Source organism: Arthrobacter sp. B10-11, from assembly GCF_033142195.1.
In the GTDB taxonomy this organism is placed as follows: domain Bacteria; phylum Actinomycetota; class Actinomycetes; order Actinomycetales; family Micrococcaceae; genus Arthrobacter; species Arthrobacter oryzae_C.
The window spans coordinates 884,024-909,460 of record NZ_JAWMTH010000002.1; the positions used below are offsets into that span (position 1 = coordinate 884,024).

Below are 25,437 nucleotides of genomic sequence, written 5' to 3' on the forward strand. Positions count from 1 at the left end.
CCGGCCCGCTTTGCTCGGGGCTTGGCCCGAGGGGTTGATTTTCGCTTAGGCGAGGACGCTTAGCTTTGAGTTGTTGCGGCCGAACAGCGCCCGGTCCACTGCCACTTTGCCGGCGCCGGTCAGGGCAATGGCCAGGGCTCCCGCTGCCAGCAGCAGCACCAGCTCGTAACCGCCCGTCGCGGCAAAAACGCCGGCGGGTGCGTGGACCAGGAAGAGGGCGCCGAGCATGTCAAGGGCGAGGAGCGCCGCGAAAACGCGCGTCAGTACGCCCAGGATCAGGGCAATGCCGCCAACAAGCTCGAGGGTGGCTACGGCGGGGGCTGCCAGTTCGGCGGCGGGAACGCCCATTTTTGCGAAAGCAGCCTGGGTGCCGGCGATGGTCCACTCGTTGAATTTCTGCCAGCCGTGGGCTGCGAAGAGGAAGCCCGCGATGACGCGCAGGATGGTGAGTGCTGTGGTGGTCAGGGTGGACTGGTTCATGGAGTTCTACCGTTTCGGGAATCGGGGACATGTGGCCGCGCGCCCCCCGAGGGGCGCCGTTGTAGCTTCAATAGTTAACTGTGCCAATGATTACTTGAAGAGTCAACTAAATAGGTCGGCCTGTGACGGGAATCTCGGGCTAGGCTGAATCACGTGCCTGAATCACGTACTGCTCCCCGGGCCGTCCCCGCCGGCCGGAACGCCCGGGAAATCCTCCGCCTTGCCGTCCCGGCGTTCGGCGCCCTCATCGCAGAGCCACTGTTCCTGCTGGCGGACTCGGCGATCGTCGGACACCTCGGCGTGTCCCAGCTGGCCGGCGTGGGACTGGCATCGGCGGTGCTTCATACGGCCGTGGGCTTGATGGTGTTCCTGGCGTATTCCACCACCCCGGCGGTTGCCAGGGCCATTGGCGAGGGAAAGCTTCCCAAGGCCCTTGCGGCCGGCCGGGACGGCGTCTGGCTGGCACTCGTCCTGGGCCTGTTGATCGCGGTGGCGGGGTTCGCGGGTGCCGAGTTTCTTGTCGACCTGATGGGTGCCACTGGCGACGTCCGCCAGTTTGCGGTCGACTACCTCCGCTGGTCCATGCCCGGGCTCGTGGCCATGCTGCTGATTTTTGCCGGAACCGGCGTGCTGCGGGGCCTCCAGGACACCCGCACACCGCTGGCGGTGGCCACGGCGGGATTCGCCCTGAACATCCTCCTCAACCTGGGGTTGGTCTACGGCCTGGGCTGGTCGGTGACCGGTTCCGCCGTGGGCACCAGCATTGCCCAGTGGGGCATGGCCCTGGTGTACCTGGTGATCCTGCGGCGCAATGCACGCGACCATGGAGTGCGCCTCCGGCCCGACTGGCGGGGAGTGCGTGCCATGACCAAGGTGGGGTCCTGGCTCATGCTGCGCACACTGAGCCTGCGCATTGCGATCCTCGCAACAGTGCTGGTGGTCACGGCGCAGGGACCCGTCAACCTGGCTGCCCACCAGCTGGCCATGACCATCTTCACCTTCCTGGCCTTCGCGCTGGATGCCCTGGCGATCGCCGCCCAGGCCCTGATCGGCAAGGAACTGGGGGCAGCGAACCCCGCCGTCGTACGCGAACTGACCCGGACAATGATCCGCTGGGGTACGGGATTCGGCGTGGTCACCGGAGTGTTGCTTGCTGCTGCGGCCCCTTGGGCCGGTGCGTTGTTTACGTCCGACGCCGGCGTCCAGTCGGCGCTGATGCTCGCCCTGTGGGTGCTCGCCGCCGGCCAGCCTGTGGCCGGCTATGTATTTGTGCTGGACGGCGTCCTGATCGGGGCCGGCGATGCCAAGTACCTGGCGATTGCCGGCGTCGTGAACCTTGCGGTATACCTGCCGCTGCTGGCGGCCGTCCGGCTCTCCGACGTCGAGGGGGCCGCAGGACTCGCGTGGCTGTGGGCGGCTTTTTCGGTGGGCTATATGTCCGCCCGGGCGGTGACGCTGGGCCTGCGGGCCAGGATGGACACCTGGATGGTTGTCGGTTCGCCCTAGGCGGACTCCGAACGGTCCTGCCTGTCGCCGGCAGGGGCCGGCTTCCCCCGGTTCGCGTGGATTCCGCGGCGCACTAAACTGGACCCGTGACCCTCCCCGCATCTCCTGCCGATCCCGCTTCCCTCACGGCTCCCGCCGCGGACCTGTGGAAGCCGGTGCTCACCCGGGCCGTCGTTGCCCTCGCCTTCGGCGCGGTGACGGTGTTCTGGGCGTCGCCCTCGGCGTCCGAAATGGGGTGGGCGGCCGGGCTTTACCTGCTGGCCATCGGCGTGACGCTGCTCCGAGGACTCGGGAAGTTCGGTCTCGCGGGCGGGCAACCGGCAGGCAAGGTCATGGCAGCCGCCGGCGCCGTCCTGACCGGAGCCGGTGTGGCCGTGGCATTCCTGGGCAGCGAACTTGTCTTCGGTGTCCTGGGGGCCCTTGGCCTGGGCGTGCTGGGGGCGGCGGAACTCTACCTCGGCTTCCGGTACCGCGGCCGCAGCGTCCTGGCCCGTGACTGGCTGGCCTCCGGGGTGATAGGGGTGGGGACTGCCGTGGCTCTGCCGTTCTTCATCAGCCTCGGAGCGCATGCCCTGCTCGGCGTTGCCGGCGGCGGAGCCATCATTTCCGGCGTCCTCTGGATTCTGGCGGCCTTGACCCTGCGGCACGATGCGCGGTCGGTTTCCAGCGAGGCCGTAAACTAGTAGCGAACGGTTCTACTTCGTGTAGAACAAACGCTTGACTTAAGCGGCGGGGCTCCGGCCGCGCTGCACGGGAGGAAACACCTTGGCACACCAGAAACCAGGAGAACCGCGCAATCTGCGGACCTCGGTCAAGGGACCCCTCATGTTCTCGGCATTCTGGGCTGTCCTTGCCTTCGTCGCTGTGCTGATTTTCGCCTCCGGCGGTAGTGCCCGGGCGCCCCGTTTCGACCTCGCGTTCACGGGAGCGGGCATTGCGTTCATCGTGACGCTGGTGATTGCCGCGATGCTTTCGATGAGCCACAAAGACAATGCCGACCACCTCGGCAAAGGTTCCGGCGTCAACCTGAGTTCCAAGAAGTCCGCCGGACATGGCGGCTATTCCGCACGGCCTGGCGCCCAGGCCGGCGGCCCCCAGGCACCGGACGTCCAGGCTCCCGGCGCGACGGATTCCTCGCCCGGCAGCGACACCCGCTAGGTCCGCTCCCGCCAGATTCGCCTCCCGCTATGAAGCGGCCTTCCGGGCGCGGTAGGCCGCCACATGCGCCCTGTTGGCGCAGTTTCCGGTATCGCAATACCGCTTGGACCGGTTCCGGCTGAGGTCCAGCACCACGGCATCGCAATCCTCCGCAGCGCACACCAGCATCCGGTCCATCTCCTTGCTGCGGATCACATCCACCAGTGCCATCGCGGCCTCGGTGCCCATCCTGTCCGCAAGCGGCGCCTCCCGGGTGGTGGCGTGCAGGTGCCAGTCCCATTCATCGTGCTTGATCAGCTGCGGAAGCGCGTTTGCTTCCCGGAGCAGGCGGTTTACCGTTTCCACGGCCGCGTCCTCCTCCATGGTCCAAAGCCCCGCGAGCTGGCTCCGCAGCTTGTGGACGCTGGCCAGCTCCGCCGCATCCCGGGTCCTCGCGCCGGAGAAACCTTCCGCCTGGAGGAAGCGGTCCAGGGCATCGATCGTGGCGAGATGCTCCTCACCGTTGGCCGCGCTATTGATCAGCGCCACCACGGTGCGGAGCGCCACTTCAGTGTCAGGGGCAAAAACCATCTTGACTCCTTACAGGTTCCCGGCGTAATGTCATGACCATTACCTCACTTTACTCCTGACAGGAGGCAGCCGTGCCTGCCGTAAGCAAACGCGCCGAAGCGTCCGTCCAGGGCGCCGTTTCCCGCTCCGGTGCAACGCACCGGCCCGGCGGCTTCCTTGCCTCCGGGCTCGGCGTGGCACTGTTTTCCTCGGCCGTCTTCGGCCTCTCCGGATCGTTTGCCAAGTCACTGCTCGAAACCGGCTGGACCCCGGGTGCGGCAGTGACAGCCCGCCTGACCGGTGCTGCCATCATCCTCGCCATCCCCGCTGTCCCGGCCTTGCGCGGCCGCTGGCACCAGCTGAAGGACAACTGGCTGACCATCCTGCTGTTCGGACTGATCGGCGTGGCGGCCTGCCAGCTCTTCTACTTCAACGCCGTCGAACGCCTTTCCGTGGGCGTTGCGTTGCTCCTCGAGTACCTGGCGCCGGTGATCATCGTCCTGTGGCTGTGGGCAGCAAGCCGCCGGCGTCCCAAGGCGCTCACCATTGCCGGAACGCTGCTTTCACTGGGCGGGCTCGTCCTGGTTCTGGACCTGACGGGTGCGGTCACGATTGATTTCGTCGGTGTCCTGTGGGGCATCGCCGCAGCGGTCTGCCTGGCGATCTACTTCTTCATCACGGCCAAGGAAAATGACACCCTTCCGCCGATCGTCCTGGCGTCCGGCGGACTGCTGGTCGGCGCGGCGGTGATGTGGCTGGCCGCAGCCACCGGCCTGCTGCCCATGGCGTTCAGCACGGCGGACACCAAGCTCGGGCCGTGGGTCACGCCGTGGTGGGTTTCGCTGGGCGGACTGATTGTCCTGGCCACCGTCCTCGCTTACGTTTCGGGCATTGTGGCTGCCCGGGCCCTGGGGTCGAAGGTGGCGTCGTTTGTATCGCTTACCGAGGTGCTCTTCGCCGTTATCTGGGCATGGCTCCTGCTCGGTGAATTGCCCGGCCCCATCCAGCTGCTCGGCGGCGTGCTGATTGTGGGCGGCGTGGTCCTGGTCCGCATCGATGAGCTTCGCGGCACGGGCGACCCCGCGGCGCCGGTGCCTGCGCCGCTGGACCACGCGAACGACGTCGAACCCGTCCCCTGAGCGGCCCACCACCCCGCCGTCCATGAGACCCGTTAAAGGCGGATGCCCCGGACGCATTGTTGCGTCCGGGGCATCCGGGTACATCCGGGAGTTCCTCGGAACCCGTCCCTGGCGGGAGGGGCGTTCCTAGCGGGAAGCCTCTTCCTGCTGGGCAGCGTTCTTGGTTGCCTGCTTGCCGGCCTGTTCCAGCGCCTGTGCCACCTTGGTCAGGTTCGTGACGTGCGAACCGGACCATTCGCTGCGGAACTTCTCCGCGTCCGGGCCCTTCCAGTCAGTGCTGTCCAGAGCCTTCGTCAGCTGCGACTTCGCCTTCTCAATTTCGGACGAACCTGCCTGAAGCTTGCTTCCCAGCGCCTTGAGCTGGGCAATGTCTGCACCCCAAATAGCCATTAGTTATCTCCTTCAGTCAACGGACCCGATCCGATCGGCTCCCCAGCGGCCCCCGGCTCATCCGGAAGATCCATTACCTAGAAACTATCCCGCGCCCCAAACCACTGTCGATGGGCACCGCTCCCCATGCACCGCTGCGCCTTCCGTGCAGCAGCGCAGCTTACGGGCCATGCGTCGGCAAAACGGGCTGCGGGCCTCGATCCCAGGCGGTCCAGAGCCTAGCATGGGAATATGTGCCGCAACATCCGGACCCTGCATAATTTCGAGCCCCACGCCACGTCGGCCGAGGTGGAAGCCGCTGCGCTGCAGTACGTGCGCAAAATCAGCGGCAGCACCAAGCCATCCAAGGCGAACGAGGAAGCGTTCAACCGCGCTGTGCACGAGATCGCCCATGCCACCCAGCACCTGCTCGATTCGCTGGTGACGCACGCCCCGGCCAAGGACCGGGACGAGGAAGCCGCCAAGGCGCGTGCCAGGTCTGCCGTCCGCTTCGGCGCCGCCTAGACGATATGTGTGAGGGGGCGCCGGGCCCGCTACCTGCCGGCGGAGGGCCTGCCGAAATTGCGGAGCCGAAGCGAGTTGGCCACCACGAGCACTGAACTCGCGGCCATGGCAGCTCCGGCGATCATGGGGTTCAGCAAGCCCAGCGCCGCCACGGGGATGCCCACGGCGTTGTAGAAGAAGGCCCAGAACAGGTTGGTCTTGATGGTGGCCAGCGTGCGCCGGGACAACTCGATGGCTTGAGCCACCTGCGCCAGGTCGTTGCCCATTACGGTCAGGTCGGCGGCTTCGATGGCCACGTCCGTGCCGGACCCCATGGCGATGCCAAGATCGGCCTGCGCAAGGGCAGCCGCGTCATTGACGCCGTCGCCGGCCATGGCCACCGTGGCGCCTGCGGCCTGCAGCTTCCGCACGGCCTCGACCTTGCCTTCCGGCAGCACTCCCGCGAACACGTCCTCCGGAGCGATTCCGACGGCGGCGGCCACCTGCGCGGCTACTGCGGCGTTGTCTCCGGTCAGCAGGATCGGCCGGAGGCCCAGGTGCTTCAGCTGCGAAATCGCCTCAGCCGAGCCCGGTTTGATGGTGTCGCGCAGGGAGACAATGCCCGCCGGTTCGCCGTCCACGGCAACCCAGATCGCGGTGGCACCGGATTCCTCGGCGGCCTGCAATGCCTCCTGCTGTTCCGGTGTGACCGGTATGCCGTTTTCCTGCAGCCAGCCCGTCCGGCCGGCGATGACCAGCCGGGCGCCCACGCGGCCGGAAACGCCGCCGCCCGGCGCGGACCTGAACTGGTCGACGGCGGGTAGCCGGCCGCCGTCGTCGTTCCGGCGCTCTGCGGACAGCGCAGCAGCCGCAATGGCATGGGCGATGGGGTGCTCGGAAGCGGCCTCGACCGCCCCGGCAAGGCGCAGCACGTCCGCGGCGCCGCGGGCGCGGAAGGCCAGTGTGTCGTCCACGGCAAGGTGGCCGGTGGTCACCGTCCCGGTCTTGTCCAGCAGGATGGTGTCCACGGTGCGGGTGTCCTCAAGCACCTGCGGACCTTTGATGAGAATTCCCAGCTGGGCGCCGCGGCCCGTGCCGGTGAGGAGGCCAACTGGTGTGGCCAGGCCCAGGGCGCACGGGCAGGCAATGACAAGGACCGCCACTGCGGCAGTGAAGGCGGCGCGCAGTTCGGCGTCGGTGACGGCGGGACCCGCAAGCAGCAGCCATGCGGCAAAGGTGAGGACAGCAATGACAAGCACAATCGGAACGAACACCGCGCTGATGCGGTCCGCCAGGCGGGCGATGGGAGCCTTCCCGGTCTGCGCCTGCGAAACAAGGCGGGCCATCTGGGCCAGCGTGGTTTCGGAGCCCACCCGGGTGGCGCGGACCAGCAGGCGGCCGGAGGTGTTGATGGTGGCGCCTGTGACCGGGCTGTCCGGACCCACCTCGACCGGCACCGATTCACCCGTGACCAGGGAGGTGTCCACGGCAGAGGCCCCCTCGATCACCACGCCGTCCGTGGCGATCTTCTCGCCGGGGCGGACCACCATGACGTCGCCCACGGCCAGCTGCTCAGCCGGAATCCTGAGCTCGGCGCCGTCGGCCAGTACCGTGGCGTCCTTCGCCCCTAGATTCAGCAGCGCCTTCAGGGCGTCACCGGCTTTTTGCTTCGCATTGGCTTCCAGGTAGCGGCCCAAGAGCAGGAAGGTGGTGACCACGGCGGCCACCTCGAAGTAGAGGCCGCCCGTGCCCATCTCCATGCCGGGATGTTCGGTCATGCGGGGATCGACCAGCAACTGCCAGGCCGAGAACAAGAAGGCGGCTATGACACCGATGGAAACAAGGGTGTCCATGGTGGAGGCGAAGTGCCGGGCGTTGATGCCGGCGGCACGGTGGAACGGCCAGGCCGCCCAAGTGACCACCGGCAAAGCCAGAATCCCCGCCACCCAGCCCCAGTTGGCGAACTGGAACGCCGGCAGCATCGAAATTGCGAACACGGGGACGGTCAGGATGGCTGCGAGGATGAGTCGCGGGCGTAACGTGCCCGCGGCGCCATGCGCCGTCGGTCCGCCATGCTCCGCGTGCTCGGTCGTTCCTCCCTTAGACGCACGCTTCCGCATGCCGGCACCGCCGACGCCGGTAGCCGGCTCACCCGTGCCGAAGGCTTCGACAGGTTTGATCTCCGGGGCGTCCGCAAGCTCAGCGGGCGCGGAATCGGTGCGCGGCAGCGTGCGTCCAAGCGAGGGACGAGCGAGCACGCCGAGCGCATCGGTTTCGCGGCCGGCCACGCGACTTGGATAGCGCGGCGGACGGACCCTCGCTTTGTAGCCGGCGGCTTCGACGGTGGCCGTGATTTGTTCGTCGGTGATTCCCGCCGGGACTGTGACCTGGGCTGACTCAAGCGGGAGGTTCACCGAAGCCTCCACGCCCTCGAGCTTGCCGAGTTTGCGTTCCACCCGGCCCAGGCAGGACGCGCAGGTCATGCCTTCGATGTCGAGTTCAATCACCCGGGTTCCCGGCTGGTGCAACAGTTGCTCGTTACTCACGGAGTGTCCTCGATGTCAGTTTCGGTTTCGCTGGGGGTGCAGGTGGGGCGGCGGCGCTCAGGCTTCGTTGGCCACCACCAGGTAGCCCGCCTCCGCCACGGCTTCACCGATTTCGGAGCGGGAGAGCGCCTTGTCGGACGTGATGGTCACCGTGGAAATGCCGCCTGCGTTCAAGTCGACGTCGACCGCTTCCACGCCTTCCAGGGCCTCGAGTTCTTCGCTGACGGAGGACACGCAGTGTCCGCAGGTCATGCCGGACACGTTCACGGTGGTGGATACGGGGCTCATGGTGGTGCTCCTATTCTTCGGCGTTGCCGATGGTGCCGTAGTGGCGGATTGGTCCGGTTGGATCATCCGGAGGGTGTGGTGGCCGGGGTTTCCGTTACCGCAGCAGGCGCCCGATGGCATCGGTGGCCTCCTTGACCTTGAAATCGATGGCTTCCGCGCGGAGTGCGGGGTCGGGTTCCGAGGCGGCACCGACGACGCAATGGCCGATGTGCTCCTCGACGAGTCCCAGGCTGACGGCGTGAAGGGCTTTGTTTACGGCGGCAACCTGGGTGAGGATGTCGATGCAGTACTTGTCCTCATCCACCATCCGGGCGATGCCCCGCACCTGGCCTTCAATGCGCTTGAGCCGCAGCAGGTATGCCTCCTTGTTGGAGGTATAGCCATGCTGGGGGGCGGTTTCGGCATCCGCGGTCCGGGGGGCGGCGTTTTCTGACGATTCCATGCTCACAACATATACCCCTGAGGGGTATAAAACAAGTACCCCTAGGGGGTATCATTTTGGTTGCTTCCCAGGCTGCTGCCGATGCCGAGCAGCGAGGTGGCGGCCACGGCGGCGGCCAGAACTCCCAGTCCCAGGGGCAGGGCGGTAGCTGTGGCTATGGCACCCACCAGAAGCGGGCCGCCGGCATCCCCAAGCTCCCTTCCCAGCTCGGCTGATCCCATGGTCCGGCCCAGCCGCTCCGCCGGTGTGGTTGCCGCGAGATGCGCAAAGCCCAGCGGCGTGGCGGTGCCGATCCCTACGCCGATGGCTGCCGCGGCGGCGAAGATGGTGACCGGACCGGGGGACACGGCCACGCCGGCGATCCCTGCCGCCGTCAGCAGCAGCCCGGCGGTCATGCCGGGACCGTCGTGCAGCCGGCCCTGATCGCGAAGCCGGCCGATCCAGGGCTGGGTAGCAGCGGAAGCCAATGCCAGCAGGCTGACGGCGGCCACGGCCGCCACCGGATCCAGGCCGTGCCGGGTGGCCAGCGCGGGGAGGAAGCCGATGGCAGTGCCCAGGGCTCCGGTGGCGGCTGCCAGAACAAGAGTCGGGACGAGGAAACTGCGGTGAGTGGCTTGGCGGGCAAGGTCCAACAGTGTGTACCGGGGCCTGGGCAAAGGGTCCAGTCGAGGCAGCGCCACCATCGCCCACACTCCGGTGGCCGCTGCGAGGATGGCCAGGGCGGCAAAGAGGAAGGTGAAGCCGCCCAGGAAGATCAGCGCGGCCCCGATCAGCGGCCCCGCAACGTAGCCCAGGCTCTTCCACGAACCATAGCGGCCGAAATACGTGCCTGCGCTGCGTCCGGCGAGCCGCGCCACCATCGCCGAGGAGGCCGGCGAAAATGCCGAGGCGGCCGCACCCTGGCCGATCCGTGCGAGGCCGAGCATCAGGGGGTTTGCGCCCCACAGCCCGATCAGCGACATCAGGGCAAAAGCGAAGAGCCCCGCAACCACCACGGGCTTGGTGCCGATGCGGTCACTCAGTGCTCCGAATACGGGTTTCAGCACCACCTCCGCCACGTCATAAACGGCCAGAAGGATGCCCAGGTTGAGCAGGCTCAGCCCGATATCTCCGCTGTGGGCGCCCATTCCGGCGGCGATGCTGTGCGCGCCGAAAGCTGTGACAAAGCCGGCAGCGTAGAGCGGTGCGGTGACGGCGGGTGTCGCTGTGGGTATATGGCTTGGCGCTGTGGTCATGGGACGGCTCCTGGCAGGTGGTTGGACATTAAAAAGCTCCGGAGTGCGTTATTGGGGGATACGCACTCCGGAGCAGCTTATGGGGCAGGTCCAACATCTTCCTGCGGATTCCAGCTTACGTGGCGGTTGCGGGGAACGCCACCACCTCGAATAACTACTTTCGCTTTACTTTTACAGGGTCTTTCGTCCCTCTTTGTTGACCCTTTTCCAGCGTGCCCTTCACGTCCCCGTGCCTTGGCCGAGGCTGAGTTGGGTGGCGTGGAAGTCGAAGTGCTGAATTGGGTAGGCATAGACATCCGCCAAGGACATCCACGGGGTGAAGAACGGGTCCCAGCGGTCGGGAAAGGACATTCCCCGGGCCATAGCCCGGGCCCTCTCGTGTCCCATCCGCCGCTCGAGGGAGCGCGTGACCCGCCGGAGCTTCGCCGCCATCCTCCTGCGGTTGAAATACCGGGCCGCAGCCTTGGAACCCAGGTAATTGACGACGTCGAACGGTGCTGTTCCCGCGTTGAGGATCCGGGCAAACGCCCGGCTGAAAGGCGCCGGCAGCACTCCGAAAATGCGGACCAGGGGCAGCAGGGCCTGCACCACCATGTAGCCGAAAACCATGTGGAACAGCAGTTCCTCATTGGTCCAGCGGGTGCCGTCGCTCCGGCGGCGGAGGTCCGCGTCGGACGCCGCGGCCAGCCATCGCTCGAGTTCCCTGCAGTTGCGCTCGTAACCGTGCTGAATGGTGCCCGGAGCCGTGCTCACTCCGGTGTGTCCCGGTGGGCGCCCATGCGGGCCGGGACCACCAGGACGGGACGGTCCTGGTGGTGGGTCAGCCATGCGGCCACGGAGCCGTTGAGGGCCGCCGAAATGCGGTGCCCCAGTCCGCGTTCGGGTGTTCCCACGATGATCATGGGGGCGTTGGCCTCCGCCGCCACCCGTCCCAGGGCGCGTGCCGGGTCTCCGGAGAGGATGCGCAGCGTCCACTCGACCGGTCTTCCGGCGCAGGCGGCCCCCACCGTGCCGCGGAGTTCTTCGCTGACGGCGCGGACGTCGGCGTCGTCCTTGTCCGGGTGGAGGGACATCCGGTGCGCTGACCGCGCGGGGTCCCACTCGACCAGGTAGCTTGCCTCGTCCACATAGGCGCACAGCAGGGGAGCGCCCATCTTCTCCGCGAGGCCGGTGGCCGACTGCAGCACCTCGGGGTGCTGGCCCGGCAGCACGCCGACCACCAGGGGAGGGGGGCCGCTGAAGCGTTCAGGAGACATACTTCATTGTGGTCCCCCCTGCAGGTCTTGAACAGTGCGGCCACGGCCACGGCCACGGCCACGGCCACGGCCGTTGGGCCCTTGTACACCCCCTCCCCCCGGAATAACGTTGAGGCATAGGGAGAGGTGGTCCGCGGTGGAAATCTACATGTGGTGGCTTGATCTGGATCTGGCCAGCAAGGAATGGCTGCGCGAAAACCTGCGTGCAGATGAATTGCCGTTGTTCGTGCTGCAGGGGATTGCCGAGGCCGGCGGCCCGCACCCGGACACCGCCACAGGGGTCCTCACGAACGCGGACTGGGACTTTATCGAGACCCAGTCTGAATTCGTGGACTGACTTTTCGCGGCCAACAATGCCGTGCCAAAACCATTGCGGCCTCCGCGCCGGAGTGGTTGCATGGGGTGCATGGCCACCGAAGAGAGTTATGTCCTAGCGATCGGAACCAAAAAAGGGCTATGGCTGGCGACCAGCCAGGACCGGCAGTCATGGTCCCTGTCCGGCCCCCATTTCCTGATGAGCGAAGTCCCCAGCATCGGCATCGACACCCGCAACGGGCGAACCCGGATCATGGTGGGTGTCCGCTCCGAGCACTGGGGACCCACCGTTGCACATTCGGACGACCTCGGGGCGACCTGGACCGAGCCGGAACAGGGCGCCATCACGTTCCCGGAGGGCACCGACGCCGCCGTGGAACGCATTTGGCAGATCTACCCCGACGCCGAATCCCGCCCGGGCGTGGTCTGGGCCGGGGCCGAACCCATCTCCGTCTGGAAATCCACTGACGGCGGCGAACACTTCGAACTGAACCGCGGGCTCTGGGACCATCCGCACCGCAGCGAGTGGGGCGCCGGGTACGGCGGAGCGGCCGCGCACTCGATCGTCGTCAATCCGTCCGGGGACAACGTGCACGTCGCCATGAGCACCGGCGGCGTTTACCGCTCGCTCGACGGCGGCACCTCCTGGGAACCCCGGAACAAGGGCATCTCGGCGTACTTCATGCCGGATCCCAACCCGGAATTCGGCCAGTGCGTGCACAAGATTGCGGCTGATTCCGCCGTCGAGGGCCGCCTCTACGCCCAAAACCACCACGGTGTGTACCGCACGGACGACAACGGCGAGAACTGGGAATCAATAGCGGAGGGCCTCCCGGCCGATTTCGGCTTTGTCATGCTGACCCATCCACGGCGGGCGGGCACCGCATGGGTGATTCCGCTGAAGGCCGACGGCGAACGCATCCCGCCCGACGGGAAGCTCGCCGTGCACCGGACGGACGATGCCGGGAAGACCTGGAAACGCCTGGACTCCGGGCTGCCGCAGGGCGAATACAACGCGGTGCTCCGTGACGCTGCCTCGGTGGATTCCGCAGAACCGGCCGGGGTGTACTTCGGAACGCGCGGTGGCTCGGTCTACGCCAGCCCGGACGAGGGTGAGCACTTCACCGAAGTGGCCTCACATCTGCCGGACGTCCTGTGTGTCCGCGCCGCCGTGGTGTCCACGGCTCTGGTGCCGGGCGCTCCGGTACCCGCTTGAGGGTCCGTTGTGGCTGACATCAGCGTGGTGCTGCCCAGCGTCCTCCAGCCGCTCGCCGGCGGGCAGTCCATACTGACTACACCCGCCGACGGCGCCGTGACTGTGGGGTTCTTGCTGGACTCGCTGTCCGGGGACTATCCCGTGCTTGCGAGGCGGTTGAGGGATGAAACCGGTGCCCTCCGCCGCTACGTGAATATTTACGTCAACGGGGACGAGGTCCGGCGCTTGCAGGGACTGGAAACTGAGGTGGCTGCCGGGCAGGAAGTGGTGATCATCCAGTCCGTGGCCGGCGGCTGAAGGGCTCAGGCTACTCGCCAAATGCTGCACTCGTCCGAATTGATCGCCTTGCGCATCCCGGTCAGGCGATCCATGATCCACACCACACCGATGCCCGGCGCAGTTTCCTGCACGCGACCCCGGCGGATCACTACATCGTCATAGCTGGGCCCCACCGAGAGGCGGGCTTCAATCTCGTCGCCGCGGTGCAGCTGGTCCAGGGCGCGAACGCGGGTTACATGTGCTTTGGCTTCCTTCAACATGGCGGGGCCTCCTGAGCCGGAGCTTGTGGATGTGCCTGCAATTGCCGGCACATCCAGTGTCCGGCGCCATTGTTGCCGCTGCGTTTCATGCCGGTAATGGCCGCGTTAGTTTTCCGCGCCCGCGCTGTTTCCGGCCCCCCGGGCCACCGGGCTGTCCCCCGGACCCGTGGCCGCCAGCGGCTCGTCCGGTGTCAGTCCAGCAAAACCTCGAAGGCGTGGTCCAGGGCGAGGCGGACGGCACCCGTCAGGGCTGAGTGGTCGCCAAGCGTGGAAGCCGCCAGCCTTGGCCGGGCGGAGTCGAGCCGGCTCAGCTCTTGTTCGAGGGCAGGAAGCAGGACGTCCCCGGCGCCCGCAGGTCCGCCGGCCAGCACCAGGAGTTCCGGGTCCAGGAGCGTGCTTACGACGGCGGCAGCGCGGGCAGTGCGCTCCATCACCACCGCGATGACTTCGACGGCGGCCGGGTCCCCTCGCCGGGCCGCATCGACCACAATTTCGGCGGTCATGCTGCCGGGGTTCCCTCCGGACAATGCCACCAGGGCGCTGCCGCCGGGGGCTTCGTCCCGTTCGCCCGCAATGATTTCCGCTGCGGCGACGGCTCCGAGTTCGCGGCACATCCCGCCCACCGCGTCCGTGTTGCCGACGCCCTCCACGAGTTCCAGGAACCGCATCTCGCCTGCGGCACCGCCCCCGCGGATCAGCCGGCCGCCCAGGCAGATCCCTGCTCCCAGGCGTTCGCCCGCCAGCAGGACTATCACGTTGTCCACATTTTGGGCGACCCCCAGCCAACGCTCCGCCAGCACGGCCAGGTTCGCATCGTTTTCCGCCAGCACCGGCCAGCTGAAGTCCGGCTGAAGGGATTCGCGCAGGTCCAGGGCTGCCATTCCCGGCAGGTAGGACTCCAGGGCCACGGCATGCCCGTCCGACGTGACAGGGGCAGGTACTGCCATGCCGCAGGACAGCACGTTGCGGGGATCGATCCCGGCCTTCGGCAGCAGCTCCTGCAGCAGCTTCCGGGTGATCCGGAGACGCTCGGGCGCGCCCACGTGTTCGTCCCGCCAGGCCTCGGTGCGTTCCGCGACGATCCGGCCCTTGAGGTCGGCCAGGCAGCACGTGACCTTGGTGGCGCCCAGGTCCACGCCTGCCACGAATCCTGCCCCGGCGTTGAGGGAGTACCGGCGCGACGGCCGTCCGGAACGGACAGGACCCGGTGCGGCATCTGCCCGAGGACCCCCTGGCGTACCCCCGGCCCCGCCGGTCTCCACCACCCAGCCGAGGGCGATCAATTCGTCACACACCGAGTGGACTGTCGGCCTGGACAGGCCGGTGGCGGTGATGAGGTCGTTGGCGTTGAGTTCGCCTGAGGTGACCAGGGCGCTCAGCACAGCCTCCGCCGTGATGCGGCGCAGGACGGGTGTTGTGGCGGCGGTGCGTCGCTCGGACATCTTCCAGCACCCCCTTGACGTGGCAATCATCCAGCTCACATACTAACTGGCAGTGGTTTATTAGAGTCTCTAATAAATACCCATCAGGCTCAAGTTGGACCGACAGACGTGGGAGTCCGGGCTTGGCCATCACTCAACCCACCTTCGAGGAGAGCAATGAAGCAACGCCTCAAATCTGCCTGCGCGGCAACCGTACTGGCAGTGGCGGTCTCGGCCCTGGGCCTGACCCCCGCCGTCGCAGAAGCCGCTGATGCGCCGGGCGCACCGGGATCAGCCGCCACCTGGACCAAGGGCGACAAAGAGGGCGTAGGCACGGCCCTCGGCACGGCGTCAAAGGTCTGGTACACCCTGACCGAGGGGACCATGAGCGAGGTCTACTATCCCCGCGCCGACACGCCTAACACCCGTGAACTGCAGTTCGCCGTCAGCGACGGCACCACGGCACAGCGCGAAAGCGACCAGGCCAGCCGCACCGTTGAGCTGGCCGACCCCAAGGCCCTCAGCTACCGGCAGATCACCACCGACGACGCGGGCCGCTGGCGGCTGACCAAGACGTACGTCACGGACCCTGCCCGATCCACCGTCATGCTCGGTGTCACCTTCGAAGTCCTCGACGGCGGCGACTACCAGCTGTTCGTGCTCTCCGATCCGTCCCTGGCAGGGACCTCGGGCGGGGACACTGCCAGCATTGCCGATGGCGCGCTGCTGGCCTCCGACCTGGAAGATGCCGCCACACCGGTGGCCACAGCCTTGGTCTCGTCTGCCGGCTTCACGGCCATGGGCAACGGCTATGTGGGCAGCAGCGACGGCTGGACGGACCTCGCGTCCGACGGCACGCTGGACGGCGCACATCCGGCCGCAGGCCCCGGCAATATCTCCCAGACGGGGCAGATTCCGCTGACTCCCGGCGGTCGCACGGAGTTCTCACTGGCCATGGGCTTCGGCGCCGATACCGCGGAGGCGCTGGCCACGGCCACGGCCAGCCTCAAGAGCGGCTACGCGAAGGTTGCCCAGAAGTACACCGGCGAATGGCGGAAGTACCTCGATTCGCTCAACGAACCCTCCGGCCGACTGGAAGGCGGGCTCCGGACGCAGTATGACGTTTCGCTCATGACCGTGAAATCGCATGAGGACAAGACCTACCCCGGTGCCTTCATCGCTTCCCTGACCATCCCGTGGGGCCAGGTTGCCAGCGCGGAAACGCACCGTGAGGGCTACCACGCGGTGTGGGCCCGCGACATGTACCAGTCGGTCACGGCTCTCCTGGCCGCCGGTGACACCCAGGCCGCCCGCCGCGGCGTCGACTGGCTCTTCGAGTACCAGCAGCAGCCGGACGGACATTTCCCGCAGACCTCGAAGGTGGACGGAACAATCGGCCAGAACGGCATCCAGCTGGACGAAACGGCCTTCCCCATCCTGCTTGCCAACCAGGTGGGCCGCACGGACGGCGGTTTCTACCGCAAGGAACTCAAACCGGCCGCGGACTACCTCGTGGCGGCCGGTGCCAAGACGCCCCAGGAGCGCTGGGAGGAGACCGGCGGGTACTCGACGTCGACTCTCGCCTCCCAGATCGCCGCGCTTGCCGCCGCTGCGGACATCGCCGAGAAGAACCACGACGCCGCGTCAGCCGCGATCTACCGCGCCACGGCCGACGAGTGGCAGCGAAGCACGGAGAAGTGGATGTTCACCACCAACGGTCCCGTGGGCGACGGCAGCTACTACCTCCGTATCAGCGCGAGCGGCAACCCGAACGACGGCGCGTCCCGTGACTGGGGCAACGGCGCCGGCCAGCATCCGGAGAACGCAGTGCTGGACGCAGGCTTCCTCGAATTGGTGCGCCTGGGCGTCAAGGCTCCTGACGACCCGTTTGTGGCGGATTCGCTGGCTGAAACGGACGCCTCCATCTCCCAGGAGACCCCCGGCGGCCGCATGTGGCACCGCTACACCTACGACGGCTATGGCGAAAAAGCGGACGGCTCGCCGTGGGACGGCACCGGGATCGGGCGGCTCTGGCCTTTGCTGAGCGGTGAGCGCGGCGAGTACGCGCTGGCCAACGGCGAGGACGCACTGCCGTACCTGCAGACCATGCATTCGGCAGCCAACGCCGGGTTCATGATCCCGGAGCAGGTCTGGGACTCGGAAGAGCCCACCTCCTACGGCCACGAACTGGGACGCAGCACCGGCTCCGCCTCGCCGCTGTCCTGGGCGATGGCCCAGTACGTGCGGCTCGCGGCCGGCGTGAACAACGGTTCCCCGGTGGAAACGCCGGCCAACGTGGCTGCCCGCTATGCCTCCGGCGCCACCGTCTCCACACCGGAGCTGGACCTGACGAGCCCTGCTGCCCTGTCCACCGCGGACGCCGCCACCACCACTGTCGCCGGCACTACGAACGCTTCCACGGTGTATGTTTCCGTGAACGGCGCGGTCACCGAGGCGCCGGTCACGGCCGGTGCGGACGGCGTCGGGTCCTTCTCGCTCGATGTTCCGCTGACCGGGGCGAAAAACAAGATCGTCGTCGCGGGCGTGGCCGCTGACGGAGGCACCGCCCAGGAAGAAACCACCGTGCTCTACTACGGCACCCGCCTCGGAGCCCTCGCGGATCCGGGCGGTGACGACAACGGTCCCGGCAGCTACACCTACCCCACCAACCCGGCCTATGTGCCCGGCGCCTTCGACCTCACCGGAGTGGAGGTGTACGACGCCGGCGAGGACTACGCGTTTATCACCACCATCGCCGGGGAGGTCACCAACCCCTGGGGCGGCCAGGGCATCTCGCACCAGCGCGTGAACATCTACCTGGGCACCGGCACCGGCGGCCCTGCTCCAGGCCTGCCCGGCACCAACATCAATGTTGAACACGCCTGGGACGCGGTCATCGTCACGGACGGCCGCTTCGACGGCGCCGGTGTCTTCTCGCCCGACGGCACGCGGACCTCCGCCGTGAGCCTGCTGGCTGTCCCTGAGGCGCGGCAAATTGTCACCCGTGTGCCCAAAGCGGCACTGGGCAGCCTTGATCCGGCTACTGCCCGGATGTCCGTCGCGATGTTCGGGAACGCCGAGGCAGGCGAAGGGATCGGCAACGTCCGTCCGGTGTACGACGGCGATTACTGGGCAGCCGGCGATCCGTCATGGATCAAGGAATGGCGCTTCGGCGGCGGCGCCGGAGTCTTCGACGGCGGCCTGGACTCCCGTGACACCGACACCAGGGATCCGAATGCCCTGGACGTGATCGTGGGCGACGGCCAGAGCCAGGCCACCGTCCTCGACTGGCGCGCAGGATCGCCCGTGGTGGTCCCGATGGTGGGATTGACGCCCTAGCAGCCGTCACCGCCGCAACTGGAAACACGCCGCCGGCGTTTCCCGGAAACGGGGCCGCCGGCGTCGTGCTTTGCTGCGTCAGATCCGCCTGCGCTATATCCGCCTGCGTCAGATCCGTCTGCGTCAGATCCGTCTGCGTCAGATCCGCCTGTGTCCGATCCGCCTGCGCTATATCCGCCTGTCGGCGGGACGCTGGATCCTGAACCAGCGGTAGCCGTAGCGCTCCAGCTCCAGTTCGAAGCCGCCGTCGTCTGCCAGGGCGATGTTTTCGCCGTCTAGCAGGTCCAGCAGGATGGCGCCGCCGAACGTCTCCTTGGGATCTTCCGGCGACGAAACCCTTGCAGTGACGGAGGCCGGCTGCGCGGCCATGTTGTGGGCCAGGACCAGCGTGGAACCGGCACGGGTGCAGCTGTGCAGGAGCACCCCGGGATTGGCCTGCTTGATGAGCTCGAAGTCGCCCCAGCTGAGTTCCGGGCTTTCCCGGTAGCGCCGGATGAGAGTGGCGATGAAATTCCACAGTGAGTCAGGGTCCCGGACGGCCTGCGCGGCGTTGATGTTCTTGGGCCCGAAGTAGCCGTCAACCACCTGCGCCACCAGCTTGTCCGCGGGCGCGGTGGAGAATCCGCCGTTGTCGGTGTCGTTCCACTGCATGGGGGACCGAACCGCCGACCGGCCCTCGGCGCGCAGGTCCTCACCCATGCCGATTTCCTCGCCATAGAACAGGACCGGCGTTCCGGGGAGGGAAAACATCAGCGAGTAGACCATGCGGAGCCGGGCGGGATCGCCGTCGAGCATCGGGGGCAGGCGGCGCCGGAGTCCGCGTCCATACATCTGCATGTCCGGATCCGCCCCGAAGGCGGCGAAGACTTCGGCCCGCTCCTCATCGGTGAGCTTGTCCAGCGTCAGCTCATCGTGGTTGCGCACGAACATGGCCCACTGGTTGTCCGGGTGGATGGCCGGCCTGCCGGTCAGGGTCTTGGCCAGCGGACGCGCATCCTCCCTGGCCAGGGAAAGGTACAGGTTCTGCATGCTCAGGAAGTCGAACTGCATGTTCAGCTCGTTGCCGTCCGGCCCGCCGAAGTACTTCACCTGGTCCTTGTAGGGAAGGTTGACCTCGCCCAGGAGCACAGCGCTCCCGTTGCGCCGGTTGAGGAAGCTGCGCAGGGCCGCCAGGTAGTCGTGCGGATCGATCTTCCCCGCGTCCTCCTTGGACACGCCCTGCAGCTCCAGGAAGAACGGCACGGCGTCCAGCCGGAACCCGTCCAGGCCCATCTGCAGCCAGAAGCCCATGGACTTGGCGATCTCGTCCCGGACCTTCGGGTTGGCAACGTTCAGGTCCGGCTGGTGCTTGGCGAACATGTGCAGGTACCACTCGCCGGTGGCCTTGTCCTGGGTCCAGATGGACGTTTCCTCGCCGGGAAACACCACCTGTTCCGACGTGTCCGGGGGAGTGTCCTTCCGCCAGACGTAGTAGTCCCGGTACGGGTTGTCCACGGATTTCCGGGACTCCTTGAACCAGGGGTGCTTGTCCGAGGTGTGGTTGATGACGAAGTCCGCGATCACCCGCATTCCCCGGTCCTTCGCGGTCCGGATGAACTCCACCACGTCGCCCAGGGTGCCCAGGCGCGGGTCCACACCGTACATGTCAGTGATGTCGTAGCCGTCATCCCGGTCCGGGGACGGGTAGAACGGCATGAGCCAGATGCACGTGACCCCCAGCGCCGCCAGGTAATCCACGCGCTGGATCAGGCCGCCGAAATCCCCGGTGCCGTCGCCGTCGTCGTCGAAAAAGGTTTCCGGGTCCAGGCAATAGACCACGGCGTTCTTCCACCACAGGTCGGATGTTTCCGCGATCCTCATGCCGTCACCTCACGGGAAGCGCTGCCGGCCCGGAGCCGGGGGAGGACGTGTTCTGCGAACGCCTCGATGAAGGGTTTCTGCTCCTGGCCCACGAAGTGCAGGTACAGCTCATCGAAGCCCAGGTCCGCGTATTCCTGCAGCCACGTGGCGTGCTGGTCCAGGCTGGCGGAAATGTTGACGGCCCTGCGGACCTGGTCCTCGCCGACGTCGGTGCTGACGCCGTCGAAGTGGGCTGCAGTGGGCAGGTCCCAAGGGATGGGCGGCGCGAAGACGTTGGACCGCCACTGGTCCAGGGCAACCGAAACCGCGTCTTCCTCCCGCGGCGCCCAGGACAGGTGGATCTGGAGCACTGCCTTGCCCCGGCCGCCGTTGTCCCGGTAGGCGGCGAGCATTTCCTTCAGCTTTGCGTGGGGCTGGTTGACGGTGACCAGGCCGTCCGCCCAGTCCGCTGCCCGCCGTGCGGTCTGCACGCTGATGGCAGGGGCGATCAGCGGCGGTTTGGTCTCCGGGACATCCCACAGCCGTGCCTGTTCCACCGTGACCAGGCCGTGGTGGGTCACCTCCTCGCCGCTGTGCAGGCGTCGGATGACGTCCACGCACTCCTCCAGTCGCTGCTGGCGGGTTTCCTTGGCTGGCCACGCATCGCCCGTGATGTGTTCATTCATGTTCTCTCCGCTGCCCGGAGCCATCCAGAACCGTCCGGGGAACATGTCCGCCAGCGTGGCCGAGGCGTGCGCGATGATGGCCGGGTGGTAGCGCTGGCCCGGCGCCGTGACCACGCCAAAGCGGAGCGAGGTGGTGGCCAGTGCTGCCCCCAGCCAGGACCAGGCGAAGCCGGAGTGGCCCTGCCGCGCGGACCACGGCTCGATGTGGTCCGAGCACATGGCGGCGTCGAATCCCGCTTGCTCTGCTAATTGGACGTCCTGGAGCAGTTGGCCCGGGCTGATCTGTTCATGCGATGCGTGAAATCCGATAGTTGCCATCGTTAATGTCTACCGGCGGGGAGTGCGCGTGTCGAGGAAAGCACGCGCGGACACGGATTCTGCATAGACTCTAGCCATACCGACCCGGGACAGCGGGACACCGGACAGCGATGACGCTGGAAAGGGAGTGGCGGGGTGGAGTTAGGCATTGTGCGGGAACACCGCGAGGGCGAGCGGCGCGTTGCCGCGACGCCGGAGACGGTGCAGCAGCTGATCGGCCTGGGGCTTGAGGTCCTGGTCCAATCCGGGGCGGGAACCGCGGCCGGCCACAGTGACGACTCCTACGTCCGCGCCGGCGCGCGGATCGTCCCCGAACTGGATCCCGGTTCACTCGATGTCCTCGCCCATGTGCGCCCGCTGGAACCGGCGACGGCGGCGGCACTGCGCCGCGGTGCCGTGACCGTTGGCCTCGCATCGCCGTCGTCCGAACTGCCCGCTGTACAGGCGCTGGCCTCCGCCGGTGTAACCTCCTTCGCACTCGAACTGGTGCCCCGGATTTCCCGGGCCCAGTCGATGGACGCCCTGTCCTCCCAGGCCCTCGTGGCAGGCTACCGCTGCGTGCTGGAAGCGGCCATCCGCCTGCCCCGCTTTTTCCCGCTGTTCATGACAGCGGCCGGAACCATCCCTCCGGCACGAGTCCTGGTGCTCGGCGTCGGCGTGGCGGGGCTGCAGGCCATCGGAACGGCAAAGCGGCTGGGCGCCCGGGTCTCCGCGAACGACATCCGGCCCGCTTCGGCGGACGAGGTTGCCTCGATGGGCGGGACCTTCATCAAGCTGGACCTGGAGACGGCCGAGGCCTCCGGCGGCTATGCGCGGGAATTAAGCGCCGACCGCGGCGCCCTGCAGCGGCAGCTTCTGGCGCCGCACGTTGCCCAGGCGGACGTGCTGATTACGACGGCGGCTGTCCCCGGCAGGCGGGCCCCGCTCCTGGTGAGCCGGGAGATGGTGCAGGGGATGCGCCCCGGCTCCGTGGTGGTGGATCTTGCCGCGGAGTCCGGCGGCAATGTGGAGGGATCGGTTCCCGGGCAGGACATCGCGGTGGAGACCGCCGACGGCCAGGGCACCGTGACCCTGGTGGGTATGAAGGACGCCGCCTCTGCCATGCCGGCGGACGCGTCCCGGCTGTATGCCAAGAACGTGGCCAACCTGCTGGCCCTGATGGTCCGGGACGGAACCCTGGCCCTCGACTTCGGCGACGAAGTGGTGGCCGGCACGTGCCTGACGCACGACGGCGTGGTGCGGCATGCGCCCACGGCGGACGCCCTGGCAGTAGCGAACCGGAAGTTCGACAACGAGGGGGTGGCCTGATGGACGGCATCAGCCTGCTCACGATTACCGTGCTGGCGGTTTTCGTGGGCTTCGAAGTGGTCTCGAAGGTGTCCAGCACCCTGCACACACCGCTGATGTCCGGGGCCAACGCCATCCACGGCATCATCCTGGTGGGTGCCATCATCGTGGCCGGCCAGGCCGCGGACCCGTGGGTCCTCGGCGTCGCCCTGCTCGCCGTCGTGCTGGCCACCGCCAACCTCGTGGGCGGATTCGTGGTGACCGACCGCATGCTGGAGATGTTCCGCGGGCGCAGGGACGGGAAGGGTCCGCAATGAGCATCCTGGACCCCACCTGGACGGGCCTCCTCTACCTGGTGGCAGCCGTGTTGTTCATCCTGGCGCTCATGGGCCTGAACTCGCCCCGCACCGCCCGCCGGGGCAACCTCGTGGGCGCCGCGGGCGCCGTGCTGGGCGTGGCCACCGTGTTCCTCTCGGCCCGGCTGGAAAACATTCCCTGGATCCTCGGCGCGATTGCCGTGGGTTCGGCGGTTGCCGCCCCCGTGGCCCGGCGCGTCAAGATGACCCAGATGCCGCAGCTCGTCGCCGCGTTCAACGGCGTGGGCGGCGGTGCCGCTGCGCTCGTGGCACTCCTCGAACTGGGGCACACGGCGGAAGCCTGGGTCCGTCTGGCCATCGCGTTCACCCTGCTGGTGGGTGCGGTGTCCTTCGCCGGTTCCGCCGTGACCTTCGCCAAGCTGCAGGAGCTCATGACCACCCGTCCGGTGGTGTTCCCCGGACTGCCCGTGGTCATGGCGGCGGTGCTGCTGGCCGCGCTGGGCGCCGGTGTCGCCGTCGTCCTGACCGGCTCGCTGCCGCTGGCATTGGTGCTGCTGGTCCTGGGGCTCGGCGCGGGCATCTTCCTGGTGCTGCCCGTGGGCGGCGCGGACGTGCCGATCGTCATCTCGCTGCTGAACGCCTTCACGGGCCTGGCAGTCGCGGCCTCGGGGCTGGTGCTGGGCAATGTACTGCTGCTTGTGGCCGGCACCCTGGTGGGAGCCTCGGGTACCATCCTGACCCGGGCCATGGCTGCCGCCATGGGCCGCAGCGTGGCGGGCATCCTGTTCGGAGCTTTCAGGGGAGGTTCGACGGCGGGCTCCACCGCGGTCAGTGACCGCCCGGTGCGCTCCTCCAGCGCGGAGGACGTCGCCGTGCTGCTGGGCTACGCGCAGCGCGTGATCATTGTTCCCGGCTACGGCCTGGCCGTGGCCCAGGGCCAGCACACCGCCGCGGAACTGGCCAAGGCACTGCAGCTCCGGGGAATCCAGGTGGACTTCGCCATCCATCCCGTGGCGGGCCGGATGCCCGGGCACATGAACGTGCTCCTTGCCGAAGCCAACGTTCCGTACGAGGAGCTCCGGGAAATGACCGAGATCAATGCGGACTTCAAGACCGCGGACGTCGCCCTGGTGGTTGGCGCCAATGACGTGGTCAACCCCGCCGCCAAGACCTCGTCCGGATCGCCCATCTACGGGATGCCCATCCTGGAAGTGGCCGACGCCCGGCAGGTGGTGTTCCTCAAGCGGTCCATGCGCCCCGGCTTCGCAGGCATCGAGAACGAATTGCTATACGAACCGCAGACCACCCTGCTGTTCGGTGACGCGAAGGACTCGCTGACCAAGGTCCTGGGGGCGGTCAAGGCGCTGTAGCCGCCGCACACCGGGCCGCCGAGGGGGTGGTGCGAAGCCCGGTGCCGGGCAAGAATGGGCGTTATGCAACTGCCGGTGATGCCTCCGATCGCACCCATGCTCGCCAAAGCCGTCAGCGGCCTGCCCGACCTCCCGGAATCCGGCCCGAAATGGAGCTTTGAACCCAAGTGGGACGGCTTCCGGTCCATCATCTTCCGGGATGGCGACGAGGTGGAGATCGGCAGCCGCAACGGCAAGCCCATGACCCGCTACTTCCCGGAACTCGTGGAGGCCTTGAAGGCGAACCTGCCGCCGCGGTGCGTGATCGACGGCGAAATCGTCCTGGTGGGCGCCTCCGGCGACCGGCTGGACTTCGATGCCCTCCAGCAGCGGATCCATCCGGCGGCCAGCCGGGTGAAGCTCCTCGCGGCGCAGACGCCGGCGAAGTTCGTGGCTTTCGACCTGCTGGCCCTGGGCAACGAGGACCTTACCGGGCGGCCGTTCACCGAGCGGCGCAGCATGCTGGAGAAGGCCCTCGCCGGGAGCTCCGCGCCCGTCCACCTGACCGCTGCGACCCTGGACAACGCCACCGCGCAGCAGTGGTTCCACCAGTTCGAAGGAGCCGGGCTCGACGGGATCGTGGCCAAGGCCCTGGACGGCACCTACCAGCCGGACAAGCGCGTGATGCTCAAGGTCAAGCACGAGCGCACGGCCGACTGCGTCCTGGCCGGCTACCGCGTGCACACCAGCGGTCCGGACCGGATCGGTTCGCTCCTGCTGGGGCTCTATGACGGCGACGGCGGGCTGGCCAGCGTGGGCGTCGTGGGGGCCTTCCCGATGCAGCGCCGCAAGGAACTTTTCCAGGAACTCCAGCCGCTGGTGACGGACTTCGACGGCCACCCCTGGGCATGGGCCAAGCAGGAGGAGGGCAGCCGGACGCCGCGGAAGGCCGAAGGCAGCCGCTGGAGCGCCGGCAAGGACTTGTCCTTCGTCCCGCTCCGCCCCGAGCGTGTGCTGGAAGTGAAGTACGACCACATGGAAGGCGAACGGTTCCGCCACACCGCCCAGTTTGTCCGCTGGCGCCCGGACCGGGACCCGGAATCCTGCACCTACGACCAGCTGGAAGAGCCGGTCAAGTACAACCTGGCCGAGGTCCTGGCCACCTGACCTTTGTTTGAGCCTCCAGGTTAAACACCGGCGGCCCGCCCCCGGGGCGGTTTCTAGGGGTCGTTGCAACACCTGCTGGTTAGGTGGTTAGTAGTAAATCACGTAAACGCTCGGCTGGAGTTTTCCAGCCGAGCGTTTTGCGTGGGCGGCCGTTGAGTTCCTGCGCCACGTG

Annotated in this window: 26 protein-coding genes and 1 pseudogene; 13 read left to right on the forward strand and 14 right to left on the reverse strand. The window is 67.5% G+C overall.

All coding sequences use genetic code 11. The features are described from left to right. Window positions 1–45 precede the first annotated feature (45 nt). Entirely contained in the window at window positions 46–480 is a 435-nt protein-coding gene (locus RW112_RS09750) for a DoxX family protein (protein WP_317781545.1), read from the reverse strand. A 153-nt stretch (window positions 481–633) separates the two neighbouring features. On the opposite strand from RW112_RS09750, the gene RW112_RS09755 reads away from it, so the two are divergent. From RW112_RS09755 to RW112_RS09765, 3 genes are all read left to right on the forward strand, one after another. Next, window positions 634–1,986 (forward strand): MATE family efflux transporter, encoded by a 1,353-nt coding sequence (locus RW112_RS09755; protein WP_317781546.1) that lies wholly within the window; start codon window positions 634–636, stop codon window positions 1,984–1,986. Window positions 1,987–2,072: 86 nt separating this feature from the next. Beyond that, window positions 2,073–2,669 carry a hypothetical protein gene (locus tag RW112_RS09760; protein ID WP_317781547.1) on the forward strand — a complete coding sequence of 199 codons (597 nt, stop codon included), beginning with the start codon at window positions 2,073–2,075 and terminating at the stop codon, window positions 2,667–2,669. 82 nt (window positions 2,670–2,751) lie between these two features. Continuing rightward, window positions 2,752–3,144, forward strand: a complete 393-nt coding sequence (locus tag RW112_RS09765; RefSeq protein WP_317781548.1) for a hypothetical protein — start codon at window positions 2,752–2,754, stop codon at window positions 3,142–3,144. Window positions 3,145–3,171: 27 nt separating this feature from the next. Here RW112_RS09765 and RW112_RS09770 read toward each other — a convergent pair whose 3' ends face one another. Next, window positions 3,172–3,714 (reverse strand): CGNR zinc finger domain-containing protein, encoded by a 543-nt coding sequence (locus RW112_RS09770; protein ID WP_317781549.1) that lies wholly within the window; start codon window positions 3,712–3,714, stop codon window positions 3,172–3,174. A gap of 173 nt (window positions 3,715–3,887) precedes the next feature. On the opposite strand from RW112_RS09770, the gene RW112_RS09775 reads away from it, so the two are divergent. Continuing rightward, on the forward strand, window positions 3,888–4,832 hold the full coding sequence (locus tag RW112_RS09775; protein ID WP_317781605.1) for a DMT family transporter: 945 nt from the start codon (window positions 3,888–3,890) through the stop codon (window positions 4,830–4,832). 126 nt (window positions 4,833–4,958) lie between these two features. Here RW112_RS09775 and RW112_RS09780 read toward each other — a convergent pair whose 3' ends face one another. Further along, window positions 4,959–5,222, reverse strand: coding sequence for a hypothetical protein (locus RW112_RS09780; protein ID WP_305942867.1), 264 nt, complete (start codon window positions 5,220–5,222; stop codon window positions 4,959–4,961). A gap of 231 nt (window positions 5,223–5,453) precedes the next feature. On the opposite strand from RW112_RS09780, the gene RW112_RS09785 reads away from it, so the two are divergent. Then, entirely contained in the window at window positions 5,454–5,726 is a 273-nt protein-coding gene (locus RW112_RS09785) for a DUF2277 domain-containing protein (RefSeq protein WP_309967734.1), read from the forward strand. A 29-nt stretch (window positions 5,727–5,755) separates the two neighbouring features. On the opposite strand, the gene RW112_RS09790 is transcribed toward RW112_RS09785, so the two are convergent. From RW112_RS09790 to RW112_RS09815, 6 genes are all read right to left on the reverse strand, one after another. Beyond that, the gene (locus RW112_RS09790) at window positions 5,756–8,188 is read right to left on the reverse strand and encodes a heavy metal translocating P-type ATPase (RefSeq protein WP_411709890.1); all 2,433 of its coding nucleotides are present in this window, start codon (window positions 8,186–8,188) and stop codon (window positions 5,756–5,758) included. Between the two features lie 120 nt (window positions 8,189–8,308). Beyond that, window positions 8,309–8,539: a heavy-metal-associated domain-containing protein gene (locus tag RW112_RS09795; protein WP_305942864.1), complete on the reverse strand. Its 231-nt coding sequence runs from the start codon at window positions 8,537–8,539 to the stop codon at window positions 8,309–8,311. A 94-nt stretch (window positions 8,540–8,633) separates the two neighbouring features. Further along, on the reverse strand, window positions 8,634–8,981 hold the full coding sequence (locus RW112_RS09800) for a metal-sensitive transcriptional regulator (RefSeq protein ID WP_317781551.1): 348 nt from the start codon (window positions 8,979–8,981) through the stop codon (window positions 8,634–8,636). A gap of 41 nt (window positions 8,982–9,022) precedes the next feature. Then, the gene (locus tag RW112_RS09805; RefSeq protein WP_317781552.1) at window positions 9,023–10,216 is read right to left on the reverse strand and encodes an MFS transporter; all 1,194 of its coding nucleotides are present in this window, start codon (window positions 10,214–10,216) and stop codon (window positions 9,023–9,025) included. Between the two features lie 219 nt (window positions 10,217–10,435). Beyond that, entirely contained in the window at window positions 10,436–10,969 is a 534-nt protein-coding gene (locus tag RW112_RS09810) for a DinB family protein (RefSeq protein ID WP_317781553.1), read from the reverse strand. Beyond that, window positions 10,966–11,472: a universal stress protein gene (locus RW112_RS09815; protein WP_317781554.1), complete on the reverse strand. Its 507-nt coding sequence runs from the start codon at window positions 11,470–11,472 to the stop codon at window positions 10,966–10,968. The genes RW112_RS09810 and RW112_RS09815 overlap by 4 nt, the downstream gene beginning before the upstream one ends. Before the next feature lie 136 nt (window positions 11,473–11,608). On the opposite strand from RW112_RS09815, the gene RW112_RS09820 reads away from it, so the two are divergent. From RW112_RS09820 to RW112_RS09830, 3 genes are read left to right on the forward strand one after another with little or no spacing between them, the layout of a single operon-like run. Next, on the forward strand, window positions 11,609–11,809 hold the full coding sequence (locus RW112_RS09820; RefSeq protein ID WP_011693915.1) for a hypothetical protein: 201 nt from the start codon (window positions 11,609–11,611) through the stop codon (window positions 11,807–11,809). 60 nt (window positions 11,810–11,869) lie between these two features. Then, the gene (locus RW112_RS09825; protein WP_317781555.1) at window positions 11,870–13,003 is read left to right on the forward strand and encodes an exo-alpha-sialidase; all 1,134 of its coding nucleotides are present in this window, start codon (window positions 11,870–11,872) and stop codon (window positions 13,001–13,003) included. A gap of 9 nt (window positions 13,004–13,012) precedes the next feature. Further along, window positions 13,013–13,300, forward strand: a complete 288-nt coding sequence (locus RW112_RS09830) for a MoaD/ThiS family protein (protein WP_317781556.1) — start codon at window positions 13,013–13,015, stop codon at window positions 13,298–13,300. A gap of 5 nt (window positions 13,301–13,305) precedes the next feature. On the opposite strand, the gene RW112_RS09835 is transcribed toward RW112_RS09830, so the two are convergent. Both RW112_RS09835 and RW112_RS09840 read right to left on the reverse strand, forming a co-directional pair. Beyond that, window positions 13,306–13,542 (reverse strand): hypothetical protein, encoded by a 237-nt coding sequence (locus tag RW112_RS09835; RefSeq protein ID WP_305942854.1) that lies wholly within the window; start codon window positions 13,540–13,542, stop codon window positions 13,306–13,308. 191 nt (window positions 13,543–13,733) lie between these two features. Further along, the gene (locus tag RW112_RS09840; protein WP_317781557.1) at window positions 13,734–14,984 is read right to left on the reverse strand and encodes an ROK family transcriptional regulator; all 1,251 of its coding nucleotides are present in this window, start codon (window positions 14,982–14,984) and stop codon (window positions 13,734–13,736) included. Between the two features lie 156 nt (window positions 14,985–15,140). Between RW112_RS09840 and RW112_RS09845 the strand changes: the two genes are divergently transcribed. Beyond that, a complete protein-coding gene (locus RW112_RS09845) occupies window positions 15,141–18,302 on the forward strand; it encodes a glucan 1,4-alpha-glucosidase (RefSeq protein WP_317781558.1) in 3,162 nt (1,053 codons plus the stop codon). 121 nt (window positions 18,303–18,423) lie between these two features. Here RW112_RS09845 and RW112_RS20875 read toward each other — a convergent pair. The 3 genes and pseudogenes from RW112_RS20875 to RW112_RS09855 all read right to left on the reverse strand — a co-directional run. Continuing rightward, window positions 18,424–18,510 (reverse strand): annotated as a pseudogene (locus RW112_RS20875) (hypothetical protein); the annotation flags it as partial. Further along, complete coding sequence (locus RW112_RS09850) at window positions 18,471–20,162, reverse strand: alpha-amylase family protein (RefSeq protein WP_317781559.1); 1,692 nt, start codon at window positions 20,160–20,162, stop codon at window positions 18,471–18,473. The gene RW112_RS09850 and the pseudogene RW112_RS20875, both read right to left, overlap by 40 nt. Beyond that, entirely contained in the window at window positions 20,159–21,145 is a 987-nt protein-coding gene (locus RW112_RS09855; RefSeq protein ID WP_317781560.1) for a TIGR03885 family FMN-dependent LLM class oxidoreductase, read from the reverse strand. Before RW112_RS09855 ends, RW112_RS09850 begins: the two co-directional genes overlap by 4 nt. A gap of 135 nt (window positions 21,146–21,280) precedes the next feature. Here RW112_RS09855 and RW112_RS09860 point away from each other — a divergent pair, with 135 nt between their 5' ends. From RW112_RS09860 to RW112_RS09875, 4 genes are all read left to right on the forward strand, one after another. Then, complete coding sequence (locus RW112_RS09860) at window positions 21,281–22,453, forward strand: Re/Si-specific NAD(P)(+) transhydrogenase subunit alpha (protein WP_317781561.1); 1,173 nt, start codon at window positions 21,281–21,283, stop codon at window positions 22,451–22,453. Then, complete coding sequence (locus tag RW112_RS09865; protein ID WP_317781562.1) at window positions 22,453–22,749, forward strand: NAD(P) transhydrogenase subunit alpha; 297 nt, start codon at window positions 22,453–22,455, stop codon at window positions 22,747–22,749. Before RW112_RS09860 ends, RW112_RS09865 begins: the two co-directional genes overlap by 1 nt. Then, window positions 22,746–24,119: an NAD(P)(+) transhydrogenase (Re/Si-specific) subunit beta gene (locus tag RW112_RS09870; RefSeq protein WP_317781563.1), complete on the forward strand. Its 1,374-nt coding sequence runs from the start codon at window positions 22,746–22,748 to the stop codon at window positions 24,117–24,119. Before RW112_RS09865 ends, RW112_RS09870 begins: the two co-directional genes overlap by 4 nt. Window positions 24,120–24,182: 63 nt before the next feature. After that, window positions 24,183–25,265 (forward strand): ATP-dependent DNA ligase, encoded by a 1,083-nt coding sequence (locus RW112_RS09875; protein WP_317781564.1) that lies wholly within the window; start codon window positions 24,183–24,185, stop codon window positions 25,263–25,265. Window positions 25,266–25,437: the final 172 nt, after the last annotated feature.

What these genes read in the sequence shown, in the direction of transcription:
- RW112_RS09840 (WP_317781557.1), bottom strand. Translation starts at nt 14,984, where the DNA reads ATGTCCGAGCGACGCACCGCCGCCACAACACCCGTCCTGCGCCGCATC.
- RW112_RS09850 (WP_317781559.1), bottom strand. Translation starts at nt 20,162, where the DNA reads ATGAGGATCGCGGAAACATCCGACCTGTGGTGGAAGAACGCCGTGGTC.
- RW112_RS09770 (WP_317781549.1), bottom strand. Translation starts at nt 3,714, where the DNA reads ATGGTTTTTGCCCCTGACACTGAAGTGGCGCTCCGCACCGTGGTGGCG.
- RW112_RS09785 (WP_309967734.1), top strand. Translation starts at nt 5,454, where the DNA reads ATGTGCCGCAACATCCGGACCCTGCATAATTTCGAGCCCCACGCCACG.
- RW112_RS09800 (WP_317781551.1), bottom strand. Translation starts at nt 8,981, where the DNA reads ATGGAATCGTCAGAAAACGCCGCCCCCCGGACCGCGGATGCCGAAACC.
- RW112_RS09795 (WP_305942864.1), bottom strand. Translation starts at nt 8,539, where the DNA reads ATGAGCCCCGTATCCACCACCGTGAACGTGTCCGGCATGACCTGCGGA.
- RW112_RS09825 (WP_317781555.1), top strand. Translation starts at nt 11,870, where the DNA reads ATGGGGTGCATGGCCACCGAAGAGAGTTATGTCCTAGCGATCGGAACC.
- RW112_RS09750 (WP_317781545.1), bottom strand. Translation starts at nt 480, where the DNA reads ATGAACCAGTCCACCCTGACCACCACAGCACTCACCATCCTGCGCGTC.
- RW112_RS09855 (WP_317781560.1), bottom strand. Translation starts at nt 21,145, where the DNA reads ATGGCAACTATCGGATTTCACGCATCGCATGAACAGATCAGCCCGGGC.
- RW112_RS09790 (WP_411709890.1), bottom strand. Translation starts at nt 8,188, where the DNA reads ATGACCTGCGCGTCCTGCCTGGGCCGGGTGGAACGCAAACTCGGCAAG.
- RW112_RS09870 (WP_317781563.1), top strand. Translation starts at nt 22,746, where the DNA reads ATGAGCATCCTGGACCCCACCTGGACGGGCCTCCTCTACCTGGTGGCA.
- RW112_RS09805 (WP_317781552.1), bottom strand. Translation starts at nt 10,216, where the DNA reads ATGACCACAGCGCCAAGCCATATACCCACAGCGACACCCGCCGTCACC.
- RW112_RS09865 (WP_317781562.1), top strand. Translation starts at nt 22,453, where the DNA reads ATGGACGGCATCAGCCTGCTCACGATTACCGTGCTGGCGGTTTTCGTG.
- RW112_RS09780 (WP_305942867.1), bottom strand. Translation starts at nt 5,222, where the DNA reads ATGGCTATTTGGGGTGCAGACATTGCCCAGCTCAAGGCGCTGGGAAGC.
- RW112_RS09875 (WP_317781564.1), top strand. Translation starts at nt 24,183, where the DNA reads ATGCAACTGCCGGTGATGCCTCCGATCGCACCCATGCTCGCCAAAGCC.
- RW112_RS09815 (WP_317781554.1), bottom strand. Translation starts at nt 11,472, where the DNA reads ATGTCTCCTGAACGCTTCAGCGGCCCCCCTCCCCTGGTGGTCGGCGTG.
- RW112_RS09845 (WP_317781558.1), top strand. Translation starts at nt 15,141, where the DNA reads ATGAAGCAACGCCTCAAATCTGCCTGCGCGGCAACCGTACTGGCAGTG.
- RW112_RS09835 (WP_305942854.1), bottom strand. Translation starts at nt 13,542, where the DNA reads ATGTTGAAGGAAGCCAAAGCACATGTAACCCGCGTTCGCGCCCTGGAC.